At 64.4% G+C, this 12796-nt stretch carries 14 protein-coding genes; 11 read left to right on the forward strand and 3 right to left on the reverse strand.

The window, feature by feature from the left end:
• The first annotated feature begins 86 nt into the window (after positions 1–86).
• Genes pcaD through pobA form a run of 6 tightly spaced genes read left to right on the forward strand, consistent with a single transcriptional unit; the run spans position 87 to position 4905 of the window.
• On the forward strand, positions 87–896 hold the full coding sequence (gene pcaD, locus X726_RS163195) for a 3-oxoadipate enol-lactonase (RefSeq protein WP_023668152.1): 810 nt from the start codon (positions 87–89) through the stop codon (positions 894–896).
• Positions 889–1302 (forward strand): 4-carboxymuconolactone decarboxylase, encoded by a 414-nt coding sequence (gene pcaC, locus X726_RS163190; RefSeq protein ID WP_023668153.1) that lies wholly within the window; start codon positions 889–891, stop codon positions 1300–1302. The genes pcaD and pcaC overlap by 8 nt, the downstream gene beginning before the upstream one ends.
• Entirely contained in the window at positions 1292–2047 is a 756-nt protein-coding gene (pcaH, locus tag X726_RS163185) for a protocatechuate 3,4-dioxygenase subunit beta (protein ID WP_023668154.1), read from the forward strand. Before pcaC ends, pcaH begins: the two co-directional genes overlap by 11 nt.
• On the forward strand, positions 2047–2661 hold the full coding sequence (gene pcaG, locus X726_RS163180; protein ID WP_023668155.1) for a protocatechuate 3,4-dioxygenase subunit alpha: 615 nt from the start codon (positions 2047–2049) through the stop codon (positions 2659–2661). The genes pcaH and pcaG overlap by 1 nt, the downstream gene beginning before the upstream one ends.
• A gap of 19 nt (positions 2662–2680) precedes the next feature.
• Entirely contained in the window at positions 2681–3733 is a 1053-nt protein-coding gene (locus X726_RS163175) for a 3-carboxy-cis,cis-muconate cycloisomerase (RefSeq protein WP_023668156.1), read from the forward strand.
• Positions 3733–4905, forward strand: a complete 1173-nt coding sequence (gene pobA / locus X726_RS163170) for a 4-hydroxybenzoate 3-monooxygenase (RefSeq protein WP_023668157.1) — start codon at positions 3733–3735, stop codon at positions 4903–4905. Before X726_RS163175 ends, pobA begins: the two co-directional genes overlap by 1 nt.
• 13 nt (positions 4906–4918) lie before the next feature.
• On the opposite strand, the gene pcaF is transcribed toward pobA, so the two are convergent.
• Genes pcaF through X726_RS163155 form a run of 3 tightly spaced genes read right to left on the reverse strand, consistent with a single transcriptional unit; the run spans position 4919 to position 7768 of the window.
• Entirely contained in the window at positions 4919–6124 is a 1206-nt protein-coding gene (gene pcaF, locus X726_RS163165; RefSeq protein WP_031214636.1) for a 3-oxoadipyl-CoA thiolase, read from the reverse strand.
• A gap of 1 nt (position 6125) precedes the next feature.
• On the reverse strand, positions 6126–6914 hold the full coding sequence (locus X726_RS163160; RefSeq protein ID WP_023668159.1) for a CoA-transferase subunit beta: 789 nt from the start codon (positions 6912–6914) through the stop codon (positions 6126–6128).
• On the reverse strand, positions 6911–7768 hold the full coding sequence (locus X726_RS163155) for a CoA transferase subunit A (protein ID WP_023668160.1): 858 nt from the start codon (positions 7766–7768) through the stop codon (positions 6911–6913). The genes X726_RS163160 and X726_RS163155 overlap by 4 nt, the downstream gene beginning before the upstream one ends.
• Positions 7769–7884: 116 nt before the next feature.
• Here X726_RS163155 and X726_RS163150 point away from each other — a divergent pair, with 116 nt between their 5' ends.
• The 5 genes from X726_RS163150 to X726_RS163130 all read left to right on the forward strand — a co-directional run bounded on the left by X726_RS163150 (position 7885) and on the right by X726_RS163130 (position 12787).
• Positions 7885–8655: an IclR family transcriptional regulator C-terminal domain-containing protein gene (locus X726_RS163150; RefSeq protein WP_023668161.1), complete on the forward strand. Its 771-nt coding sequence runs from the start codon at positions 7885–7887 to the stop codon at positions 8653–8655.
• Between the two features lie 209 nt (positions 8656–8864).
• Positions 8865–9590 (forward strand): GntR family transcriptional regulator, encoded by a 726-nt coding sequence (locus tag X726_RS163145; protein ID WP_023668162.1) that lies wholly within the window; start codon positions 8865–8867, stop codon positions 9588–9590.
• A 3-nt stretch (positions 9591–9593) separates the two neighbouring features.
• On the forward strand, positions 9594–10721 hold the full coding sequence (locus tag X726_RS163140; protein ID WP_023668163.1) for an ADP-ribosylglycohydrolase family protein: 1128 nt from the start codon (positions 9594–9596) through the stop codon (positions 10719–10721).
• The gene (locus tag X726_RS163135; protein ID WP_023668164.1) at positions 10718–11692 is read left to right on the forward strand and encodes a PfkB family carbohydrate kinase; all 975 of its coding nucleotides are present in this window, start codon (positions 10718–10720) and stop codon (positions 11690–11692) included. Before X726_RS163140 ends, X726_RS163135 begins: the two co-directional genes overlap by 4 nt.
• Positions 11693–11725: 33 nt before the next feature.
• Positions 11726–12787: an ABC transporter substrate-binding protein gene (locus X726_RS163130; RefSeq protein WP_023668165.1), complete on the forward strand. Its 1062-nt coding sequence runs from the start codon at positions 11726–11728 to the stop codon at positions 12785–12787.
• Positions 12788–12796: the final 9 nt, after the last annotated feature.

Raw genomic sequence — 12796 nt, forward strand, 5'->3', positions numbered from 1 at the left:
ATAACCTAGCAGTTAATGAAACGGCGTAAAATATCATTTTACCAAACCAAATGCCTTGTGCAATGTGAACACGGAGGATCGAAATCGTGCCATTCGTCAACATTGGCGGCATCACGCTGCACCATCGCCATATCAAGGCGAAGGGAAATGCGCGGCCGATCGTGTTCATCAATTCGCTGGGCACCGACTTCCGCATCTGGGACGAGGTGTTGTCCGAACTGGGTGGTGAAATGCCTGCGTTGGTCTACGACAAGCGCGGCCATGGCCTGTCCGACATTGGTGGCGTCAGCTCGATCGACGAGCATGTCGATGATCTGTCGGGCCTGATCGATCATTTCGAACTGAACAATGCGGTGCTGTGCGGCCTGTCGGTGGGCGGCCTGATTGCGCAAGGGTTTTATGCCCGGCGCCCCGAAATCGTCGACGGCCTCATCCTGTGCGACACCGCCCACAAGATCGGCACGGCCGACAGCTGGAACACCCGCATCGAAACGGTCGAAAGCAAAGGCATCCAGGCCATCGCCGATGCCGTGCTCAAAATGTGGTTTACGCCTGCCTTCCACGCGGACCGTGTCGCCGAGCTCGACGGCTACTGGAACATGATGACCCGGCAAGCCGTCGCCGGCTATGTCGGCACCTGCGCCGCGGTGCGCGATGCCGATTTTACCGAGGCTGCGCAGGCGATCGCGGTGCCCACGCTTTGCGTCGTTGGCGACCAGGACGGCTCGACGCCGCCGGATCTCGTCCGCTGGCTGGCCGATCTGATCCCAGGCGCACATTTCGAAATCATTCGTGACGCCGCGCACATCCCTTGCGTCGAACAGCCCGAGGCGCTGACCACCCTGATCCGCGATTTCGTCGCGGCGCTTCCCCTGAGAAAGCAGACCCATGGATGAACTGCCCAAAAACGAAACCAGATACCGAACCGGGCTGACCGTCAGGCGCTCGGTGCTCGGCGACCCTCATGTCGATCGCAGCGAGGATGCCGTCACCGATTTCGACCGGCCGTTCCAGGAGCTGATCACCGAGGCAGCCTGGGGCACTGTGTGGGCGCGTCCGGGCTTCAGCAGGCGCGAACGCTCGATCGTGACGCTGGCACTGCTGGCCGCCCTTGGCCATGATGAAGAGGTCGCCATGCATGTGCGCGCCACCGCCAACACCGGTGCGTCGCGCGATGATATCTGCGAAGCGTTCCTGCATGTCGCGATCTATGCCGGCGTGCCGGCCGCCAACCGCGCCTTCAGGATCGCCAAGGAGGTGTTTTCGGAAATGGACGGAAGCAGGGCTGGCCATGCCAGCTGATGCCGGCTCGAACCGCAGGCCCGAGACCGGCGCCTTCTTCCAGCGCGACCGCGGCTGGCACCCGCCGGCGCTGACGCCCGACTACAAGACTTCGGTGCTGCGCTCGCCGCAGAAGGCGCTGCTGGCCTTCGACAACACGGCGTCGGAGATCACCGGTCCGGTGTTCGGCCACGCCGTGCTGGGCGAACTCGACAATGACCTGATCCACAATTTTGCAAAGTCCGGCGAGAGCGCCATCGGCGAGCGTATCATCGTCTATGGCCGCGTGCTCGACGAGCGCGGCCAGGGCGTCTCCGGCGCGCTGCTCGAATTCTGGCAGGCCAATGCGGGCGGCCGCTACCGCCACAAGAAGGACGGCTATCTCGCGCCGCTCGATCCGAATTTCGGCGGCTGCGGCCGCACCATCACCGATGCCGATGGCGGTTATGCCTTTCGCACGGTGAAGCCAGGTCCCTATCCCTGGCCGAACGGGCCCAATGACTGGCGGCCGTCGCACATCCATTTCTCGGTGTTCGGCCACGGCTTCGCACAGCGGCTGATCACCCAGATGTATTTCGAGGGCGACCCGCTGATCTGGCGGTGCCCGATCGTGCGCGGTATCCGCGACAGGGCGGCGATCGAGACGCTGGTAGCGGCGCTCGACATGCAGGCGACGATCCCGTTCGACGCGCGCGCCTACAAGTTCGACATCGTGTTGCGCGGACGCCGCGCCTCGCTGTTCGAAAACCGTCCGGAGGGCAATTGATGGCGCAATCGCTGACCCGGCTGAAGGAGAGCCCGTCGCAGACCGCCGGGCCCTACGTGCATATCGGGCTGACGCCGAATTTCGGCGGTATCGGCGGCGTCTACCCGACAGACCTGGGCGCCACGATGCTCAACGACAACGCCAAGGGCGACCGCATCGGTTTGCGCATTCGCGTGCTCGACGGCACCGGCACGCCGCTCAGGGATGCGTTGATCGAGATCTGGCAAGCGGATGCCAATGGCTTCTACAATTCGCCGGCCGAATTGCGCGGCGATGCCGATCCGGATTTTCAGGGCTGGGGCCGTCAGCCGACCGACATGGAAACCGGCCTGTGCAGTTTTCAGACGATCAAGCCGGGACGCGTGCCGTATGGCGACGGCCGGCTGATGGCGCCGCATATCAGCCTGTGGATCGTCGCCCGCGGCATCAATATCGGCCTCCACACGCGGCTCTATTTCTCCGACGAGGCCAAGGCCAATGCCGAGGATCCGATCCTGGCCCGCATCGAGCACAAGGTGCGCGTGCCGACGCTGATCGCCGAGCGGCAAGGCGACGACTATATTTTCGACGTCCATCTCCAAGGGGAGAAGGAAACGGTCTTCTTCGACAGCTGACGGTCAGGAAACCAATGACATGACCGTATCGCCCTTCGACCATCCGCTGCTTTCCGGCCTGCTCGGCGACGAGGAGGCGGCTCGGCATTTTTCGGTGGATGGGGAAATCGCCGCCATGCTCGATTTCGAGCGCGCGCTGGCGCAAGCGGAAGCCGAAAGCGGGATTATCGGCACGGATGCCGCCGCGGCGATTATACCTGTCCTGTTGTCATACAAGCCGGACACCGCGCGGCTGCGGGCCGGTGTGGCGAAGGATGGCGTGATCGTGCCCGAACTGGTGCGCCAGTTGAAGGCAGCGGTCGGCGCGCCGCACGACGCCGGCGTGCATTTCGGCGCAACCAGCCAGGACGTCATCGACACTGGCCTGGTTCTTCGGCTGCGCCGGCTCATTGAACATCTCGACCTGCTGCTGACTGAGAACATTTTGCGGCTGGTGGGGCTGGAAGAACGTTTTGGCAGCCGTGCATTGACAGCGATTACGCGCATGCAGCCGGCGATCCCAATTCAGGCGTCGGACCGCGTGGCGGTGTGGCGCACGCCGCTGCAACGGCATCAGCAGAGACTCTCGGAGCAATCCAAGGGTCTGCTGGTAGTGCAATTCGGCGGCGCCGCCGGCACGCTGGAAAAGCTCGGCGACAAAGGCCCCGCAGTGCGCGCCGCCCTTGCCGCAAAGCTTGGCCTTGGCGATGCGCCGCAATGGCACAACCAGCGCGATGCGCTGGCCGAATTCGCCGGGCTGCTATCGCTCATCACCGGCAGTCTCGGCAAGTTCGGCCAGGACGTTGCGCTGATGGCGCAAGGTGGAACCGACATCAAACTATCCGGCGGTGGCGGCTCATCGGCCATGCCGCACAAGCAGAATCCGGTCAAGGCCGAAGCGCTGGTGGCGCTGGCCCGCTTCAACGCCACGCAGCTTTCCGGCATGCACCAGGCGCTGGTGCATGAGCAGGAGCGCTCGGGCGCGGCCTGGACGCTGGAATGGCTGCTCTTGCCGCAAATGGCGGTTGCGACCGCGGCCGCCTTGCGGCTTGCCGCCGAACTCGCCGGACAGATCGAAAGCCTGGGACACTGATGCGCACCCAGATTGTCATTGTCGGCTCCGGACCGTCCGGGCTGCTGCTTGGCCAGCTTCTCGGCACCATCGGCGTCGAGACGGTGATCCTCGATCGTTCGAGCCGGGAGCATGTGCTTGGCCGGGTACGGGCAGGGGTGCTCGAACAAGGCACCGTCGAGTTGCTGGAAGAGGCGGGCGCAGCTGCAAGGCTGCATGCCGAGGGCCTACTGCATGCCGGCATCTCGCTTGCGTTCGGCGGCGGCCTGCACCGGCTCGACCTCACGGCACTGACCGGCGGCAAGCATGTCACCGTCTATGGTCAGACCGAAGTGACGCACGATCTGATGGACAAGCGCGAGGCGGCCGGGCTGACCACCGTCTATGAGGCGGCCAACGTCGCGCTGCATGGTTTCGATGGCGAAGCGCCTTACGTCACCTATAGCAAGGACGGCGTCAGCCATCGCATCGACTGCGACTTCATCGCCGGCTGCGATGGCTATCACGGCGTCAGCCGCAAATCGGCGCCTGGGCGGGCGCTGAAAACCTTCGAGCGGACCTATCCCTTCGGCTGGCTCGGCATGCTGGCCGAAGTGCCGCCGGCCGATCACGAACTGGTCTACGCCAACCATGAGCGGGGCTTTGCGCTGTGCTCGATGCGGTCGACGCATCGCAGCCGCTACTATGTGCAGGTCCCCGCTGACGAACAGGTCGAGTCCTGGAGCGACGGTCGCTTCTGGGACGAATTGCGCAGTCGCCTGCCGGAACAGACCGCAGCCGCGGTCGTTACCGGCCCGTCCTTCGAAAAATCGATTGCGCCGCTGCGCTCCTTCGTCGCCGAGCCGATGCGCTTCGGCCGGCTGTTCCTGGTCGGCGACGCCGCCCATATCGTGCCGCCGACGGGCGCCAAGGGGCTCAACCTTGCCGCCAGCGACGTGCGCTATCTCTTTGCCGGGCTTCGCGAATTCTATCTGGACAAATCACCAAACGGGCTTGACGCCTATTCGGCCAAGGCGCTGGCGCGGGTCTGGAAGGCGGTACGCTTCTCCTGGTGGATGACGACGATGCTGCACCGCTTTCCTGATACGGGCGAGTTCGGCCAACGCATCCAGGAAGCCGAGCTCGACTATCTCGTTCATTCGCAAGCGGCGTCGACCGCGATGGCTGAAAACTATGTCGGTTTGCCCTATTAAGGGCGGTGCAAACTCAAACCCGTTCGAGCGCCACCGCGATGCCCTGGCCGACGCCGATGCACATGGTGGCCAGCGCATAGCGGGCGCTGCGCTCGCGAAGCTCCAGCGCAGCCGTGCCTGCAACGCGCGCGCCCGACATGCCCAAGGGATGACCAAGCGCGATGGCGCCGCCATTGGGGTTGACGTGCTCCGCATCCTCGGCGATGCCGAGTTGGCGGAGCACGGCGATGCCTTGGGAGGCGAAGGCTTCGTTGAGTTCGATGACATCGAATTGGTGCGGTGTCAGGCCGAGGCGAGCGCAGAGCTTTTGTGTCGCCGGGGCAGGGCCGATGCCCATGATGCGCGGCGCCACGCCGGCGGCAGCGCCGCCGAGGATGCGGGCGATCGGCGTCAGGCCGTGTTTTTTCACAGCCGCTTCGGAGGCGATGATCAGCGCCGCCGCGCCATCGTTGACGCCCGATGCGTTGCCGGCGGTGACGGTGCCGCCCTGGCGGAACGGCGTCGGCAATTTGGCCAGCGACTCGACCGTGGTGCCGGCACGGGGATGCTCATCCTTCGATACGATAATCGCATCGCCCTTTTTCTGCGGGATCGTCACCGGGGTGATCTCCTTCGCCAGCCGGCCATTGGCCTGTGCCGCGACGGCCTTGTCCTGGCTGCGCACGGCAAAGGCATCCTGGTCGGTGCGCGACACTGAAAAATCCTCGGCGACGTTCTCGCCGGTCTCCGGCATGGAATCGACGCCATATTGTTTCTTCATCAGCGGGTTGATGAAACGCCAGCCGATGGTGGTGTCGTGGATCTCGGCATGGCGCGAAAAGGCGGTCTCGGCCTTGGGCATGACGAAGGGGGCGCGGCTCATCGATTCGACGCCGCCGGCAATCATCAACTCGGCCTCGCCTGCCTTGATGGCGCGGGCGGCTATGGTGAGCGCATCCATGCCGGAACCGCAGAGGCGATTGACGGTCGAGCCTGACACTTCCTGCGGCAATCCGGCGAGCAGGAGCGACATGCGCGCGACATTGCGATTGTCCTCGCCGGCCTGGTTGGCGCAGCCATAGACGACGTCGTCGATGGCCTGCCAGTCGATGCCGGAATTGCGCTCGACCAGCGCCTTCAGCGGAATGGCGCCGAGATCGTCGGCCCGCACCGACGACAGCGAGCCGCCGAAACGGCCGATCGGGGTGCGGATGTAATCGCAGATGAATGCCTCGGTCATGTCATGCAGCCTTTTCTTTTCCGCTTCCCTCATGCGCCGCCTTGGTGCGGGCCTGCAGGTCACGCAATGTCGTCAGCTCGAGTTCCGTCGGCGCCGGCGTTTCGTCAAGCGCCTCGGCGAACTTTACGATCCAGCCGCAGCTGTCCTGCACCTGCTGCCGCGTCACGCCGGGATGCAGCGACACCACGGTGAATTCCTTGCTCATCGGGTCGGGCTTCCAGATGGCAAGGTCGGTGATCAGCAGCGTCGGCCCTGATGTCTCGATGCCGAGGCGCTGGCGATGGTCGCCGCCATCGCCATGGCCGAAGGAGGTGAAGAAGTCGATCTTCTCGACCATGCCGCGCTTGGTCTGCGCCATGGTGATGTAGACTTCCTTCGACGAGGTGGCGATCTCCGGCGCGCCGCCGCCGCCGGGCAGGCGGGTCTTGGGGTGTCCATAGTCGCCGATGATAGTGGTGTTGATGTTGCCGAACTTGTCGAGCTGGGCGGCACCGAGGAAACCGATCGAAATGCGGCCGCCCTGCAGCCAGTAACGAAACATCTCCGGCACCGAGACGGTCGTGACGGCGGTGTCGCAAAGTTCGCCGTCACCGATCGACAGCGGCAAAACATCGGGCGCGGTGCCGATGGTGCCGCTTTCATAGATCAGCGTGATGTCGGGCGCATGCGTCAGTCGCGCGACGTTGCAGGCGGCCGACGGCGCGCCAATGCCGACGAAGCAGACATCGTCGTTTTTCAGGGCTCGGCTGGCGGCAATCGTCATCATCTCATTGGGAGTAAAGCCGCTCATGCCGCGCTCCTCAGATGCTTTACGCGGCCGGCGAAATCGTCCGCCGTGCGCTCGAGGACATTGGCCTGCATCCAGGTCTGGAATTTTTCACGGTCGGCGGCGATGTCGTCCCATTCGAGATAGGCGGCGTTGTCCCTGGCATAGTAGCCGTGCGTGTAGGAGGGATGCGAACCGCCTGATACCACCGAGATCGCAGCGATGGTCCAGCGCGGCAGCACGGTGAGGTTGGGATGCAGGTCGTCGAAATTGTCGACGACTTCCTCTACCGTCACCACGGCGCGCTTGGCCGCGAGCACCGCTTCCTTCTGGATGCCGATAATGCCTTCGACCAGCACATTGCCTTTTTTGTCGGCCTTCTGAGAGTGGATGAAGGTCACGTCCGGTCGGATGGAAGGAACGGCGGCAAGCACCTCGCCGGTGAACGGGCAGGTGACCGAGCGGATGTTGGGATTGACTGCCGCCAGCCCGGCGCCGCGATAGCCGCGGAACACCGCGCAAGGCAGGCCGGCAGCTCCCGCCTCGTAGGCGTTGGCCATGCCGGCATGGCTGTGCTCCTCGATCTCGATCGACCGGGGGAAGCCGTTCTCGATGGCGTCGCGGGCGCGGCGCAGCAGGCCGACGCCGGGATTGCCGACATAGGAGAAGATGATCTTCTTGGCCATGCCCATGCCGATCATCTGGTCGTAGATCAGGTCGGGGGTCATGCGGATGAGCGTCAGGTCGCGAAAGCCCTGGCGGATGGCCTCATGCGCCGCCGCCGTCGGGATCAGATGCGTGAAGCCTTCGAAGGCCACCGTATCGCCATCATGCAGGTTCTCCGCCACGGCCTGTTTGAGCGGCAGGAAATTGACCATCGCCAAGAACTCCGAAGTTCAAAAAGTTCGTATTGCGAACATTTGTTTTGTATGAGATATTTTTACATCGCGCCGCCGAGACGAGTCAAGGCGGCGCATTGTCTTGCGGAGGCCGCATGGAGGACAAGGCAAAGACGCGCGACCATGTCGGCTCGCTGGAGCGCGGCCTTGAAGTCATGGAGATACTGGCCCGGCATCCGGCCGGGATGACGCTGACCGAAATGGCGGAGGAGGCGGGGCTGACCCGCGCCGGCGCGCGTCGCTTCCTGCTGACGCTGACCGCCACCGGCTATGCCACGCAATCCGGCCGGCAGTTTTCGCTGTCGCCGCGCCTGCTCGCCATCGTGCGCTCTTGGCTCGGCGGCGCCTCGCTGTGGACATTCGCGGCATCCATCATGCGCGACGTCGCGGGCCAATTCGACGAGGCCTGTAACGCGGCGGTGCTGTCGGGCGAGGAAGTCGTCTATGTCGCGCGCATTCCTGGCCGCCGCATCCTCAGCGTTTCGCTCGATGTCGGCACCAGGCTGCCGGCGCATTGCACCTCGATGGGGCGCGTCCTGCTTGCGGGGCTGGGCGCGGATGAGCTGAAGGCCTTGCTTGCAGAGGCGAGGATCGAACGGCGCACGCCGAAGACGATCACCAGCCGCGCCGCGCTGGCCAAGGCCATCGACGCGGCGAGGGCGGATGGCTTTGCCGTCGTCGATGAAGAGCTGGAACTTGGCCTGCGCTCGATAGCGGTGCCGATCTATGACCGCGCCGGCAAGACCGTGGCGGCGATCAACGTCTCGACGCAGTCGGCGCGGTTCTCCGTCGAGGCGATGGAGCGGGATATCCTGCCAGCGCTGCGGACGGCCAAGCAACGGATTGAGGAATTTTTCTTCGTGTGAGCGCAAGGCTAATCGCCTGAGGGAAGCGCTGCCCCCGCTCTGTCTCGGAGACGGGACGCCCTGCGCGGTTAGCGTCGCCATGCGAACAAACGATGCCCGGGGCACCTCCTGAGCACAACGCATATGCGTGAATCCAAATATATCGTTGACGTCGCCCTTCAACTCCAATATTGAACAGGACTATACAGGTTTACTGAACAGGTACCCATATGAAGCGGCGCGCGGTTCAACTTTCTCCCGGCACGGGCAAGCCCGAGCAGATCGCCACCGTTCTCGAACATGAGATCCGCTCCGGCGTGCTTGGCTTCGGCGACCGCCTGCAAAGCGAGAACGAACTCGTCCAGCGCTTTTCCGTCAGCCGCAACACGATCCGCAAGGGCCTCGAGGAGTTGTCCAGCCGTGGGCTGATCACGACCAAGGTCGGCATCGGCTCCTTCGTCACTTTCGACGGCAAGCCGGTCGATGACAGCATTGGCTGGTCGCGGGCGCTGGCCAATGCCGGCGCCAATGCCGAGACGCGGACGCTGCGGCTTGAAGTGATCGAGGATGCCGATCTTGCCGCGCTGCTTGGCATCGAAAGCCCGTTCTTCATCGCCGTCGACCGGGTGCGCACCAATGCCAGCGACGGCCATGCGATCTCCATCGAACGCAGCCGCCTGCCGCTGTCGCCCGAACTGGAGGACGTGCCGCTGCGTGGTCTGCGCGAAGGCTCGCTGCACCAGACGCTGCGCGGCGCCGGCCTCATCCCAGACCATGGCGAGGAATGGGTCGGCATCGAGATGCTGAATGCCGAAGACGCCGCCATTCTCGGCTGCCCGCAAGGCACGCCGTTCCTGCGCGGACGCCGGCTGACGCGTGCGGCCGACGACCGGCCGATCGAATATGTCACCAGCCTGCTCAACCCGGCGCATTTCGCGCTGCATATGAGGTTTTGAGCGATGCCGGACAGAACCAACGACACGCTCGATCGCGCCATGGGCGCGCTTGTCGGTGGGGCGCTCGGTGATGCGCTGGGCATGCCGACGCAGCTTCTGTCGCCGGCGCGGATCGCCGAGCTATACGGCCATGTCGAGGATTTCGTGGCGCCGTTTGCCGATCATCCGGTGTCGAAGGGGCTCGTTGCCGGCACCATCACCGACGATACCGAACAGGCGCTGCTGCTTGGTCGCATTCTCGTCGAGTCCGGCGACCGCTTCGATCATGCGCGCTGGGTGAACGCACTGCTCGACTGGGAGCGCGAGGTCAAGGCGCGCGGCAGCTATGACCTGCTGGGACCATCGACCAAGCGCGCCATCGACGCCATCAATGACGGCGTGCCGGCGGAAGAGGCGGGAAGCCGGGGCGACACCAATGGCGCGGCCATGCGCATCGCGCCGGTCGGCATCATGATGCCGCTGGAACCGCTCGACGCTTTTATCGCCAAGGTGGCGGAGACCTGCCGCGCGACGCACAACACCTCGATCGCCATTGCCACGGCTGCCGCCGTCGCCGCCGCCGTCAGCCGTGGCGTCGCCGGCGGCGACTGGCGTGCCGCTTCCGACAGCGCGGTAGCAGCCGCGCGGCGAGGCGCCAGGCTCGGACATTGGGTGACTGGTGGCGATATCGCCGCGCGTATCGCCTGGGCGCAGGAGCTCGTGCGCGGCAAGACCACGCGGGATGCGATCGGGCTCATCACCGATCTCGTCGGCACCGGTNTCGCCGCGCGTATCGCCTGGGCGCAGGAGCTCGTGCGCGGCAAGACCACGCGGGATGCGATCGGGCTCATCACCGATCTCGTCGGCACCGGTGTGGCCAGCCAGGAGTCCGTGCCGGCAGCTTTCGCCGTGCTTGAAGTCGCGCAGGGCGATCCCTGGCAAGCGGCAATCATCAGCGCCAATCTCGGCGGCGACACCGACACGATCGGCGCGATTGCCTCAGGCATGGCCGGCGCCTGCGTCGGCTTTTCGCAACTGCCGCAACAACACATTGCCGGGCTCGTCGGCATAGATATGGGGGAGGTGCGCTCGCTTGCCGAAGACCTCGTCGCGGCGCGCACGGCAAAGGCCAGCAAGGATGCCGCGGCATGAGTGGGCGTCTGGTCCATATCGGCAGCGCCGTCGTCGACTATGTCTACCGCATCGACGCCTTGCCGGCGCCGGGCTGCGAGAAGACCGCGTCGAGCTTTGCGCAGGTCGCCGCCGGCGGCTTCAACATGATGGTCGCGGCCAGCCGCACCGGCATGACGGTTGTGTTCGGCGGCCAGCTCGGCAGCGGACCGAATGGCGATTTCTTGCGCGCCGCGTTTGCGGCCGAAGGCATCATAACGCTGACGTCGCCATCGCCGGTCATGGACAGCGGCAATTGCGTCGCCATGATCTCCGGGGATGCCGAGCGCACCTTCGTGTCGTGGCCCGGTGCGGAGAGCTTTCTCAGCCTCGAGATGATGAGGCCCGTGGTGGTCGCGCCTGATGATTGGGTGTTCACGTCGGGCTATACGCTGAGCTATTCCGGCAGCCGCGACGCGCTGACCGACTGGATCGAGGCGCTGCCAGAAAACATTCCCTTCGTTTTCGATCCAACGCCGGTCATCGCGGATATCCCACGTCCCATCCTTTCGCGGGTGCTTGCCCGTACGACATGGCTGAGCTGCAACATGACGGAAGCGGTCGAGATCGCTGGGCAAGGCGATGTCGAGGCACTCGCCGCCCGGCTGCTCGCCGACCACTGCCCAAAGGCCGAAGGCGTCGTTATCCGCGCCGGCGCCAAGGGCTGTTTCGTGAGGTTGGTCAATGGCGAGACGCAGACCATTGCCGGCTTCAAGGTCGATGCCATCGACACCAATGGCGCCGGCGACACCCATATCGGCGGTTTCGTCAGTGCACTCTCGCGCGGCGTGCATCCCTTCGAGGCGGCGCGCTATGCCAATGCGGCGGCAGCACTTTCCGTCACCCGCCATGGCGGCTCATCGGCGCCGACCGACAGCGAGATCCAGACTTTCCTGAGCCAGGCCGCCACGGGCGAGCCGGGCCAGAACCAGAAGGCCCATCAGACAGCCTGACCCGCCAAGCGGGCAAACAAGAGAGGAACGAACATGCGCATGCCAAGACTGACTGCCCTGCTGACGGCGACCGCCGTCATCACCTCCGCGCTCACGCTGGCCGCCAGTGCCGCCGAAGTGCATGTGCTCAACTGGAAGGGCTACGGCGCTGACGAGCCGTGGGCGATCGAAGCCTTCGAAAAGGCGACCAGCAACAAGGTCGTCAACGACTTCTTCAATTCCGAACAGGAAATGCTGACCAAGATCCGCACCAATCCGGGCCTCTATGACGTGGTCATGATCAACGCCGCCTTCAACGATCAGGCGATGGCGGAAAAGCTGATCCAGCCGATCGATGTCTCGAAGCTGCCGAACTATGCCGACATCAGCAAGGACAAGGCGCAATCGCCGATGCTCGACCATGACGGCAAGGTCTATGGCGTGCCGTGGGTGTGGGGCCTGACGGCGCTGGCAATCAACGAAAAGTCCTTCGACAAGCCACCGACCTCGATCGCCGAAATGTGGGACCCAGCGCATAAGGGCCGGGTCGTCATTCGCGACGACGCTGTCGAAGCGGTGCAGTTCGGCGCCATCGCCACCGGTCAGAATATCAACGACATCAAGGATATGGAAGCGGTCAAGGCGAAGCTGACCTCGCTGATGCCGCAGATCAAGACGTTCTGGAGTTCGGAGAACGACTGGAACCAGATGGTCGCCTCCAACCAGATCGACATCGGCACCTATTGGAGCGGCTCGGCCGATCGCGCCAAGACCCACTTCAAGCTGCCGGTCTCGCTGGTCGTTCCGCAGGAAGGCGCCGTCGCCTGGCTCGACGCGTTCTCGATCCCGGTGGGCTCGAAGAATGTCGAAGGTGCGCAGGCCTTCATCAACTGGATGATCGATCCGAAATTCTATGTCGAATGGGTCACCAAGGTCGGCGCTCCGGTGTCGGCCAACACCAAGGCGGTGGAAGCGCTGCCTGAAGACTCCTTCAACCGCAAGGTGATGGGCGATCCCGAGGTGGCCAAGCGCATCCAGTTCCAGGCGCCGATCACCGACGCGCAGCGCGAGGCCTATCTGGCGCTGTGGCAGCAGCTCAAAGTCGACGTGAAGTAACGCTCACGT

Origin of the sequence: Mesorhizobium sp. LSJC285A00, from assembly GCF_000503155.1 — a bacterium.
Classification (GTDB): Bacteria; Pseudomonadota; Alphaproteobacteria; order Rhizobiales; family Rhizobiaceae; genus Mesorhizobium.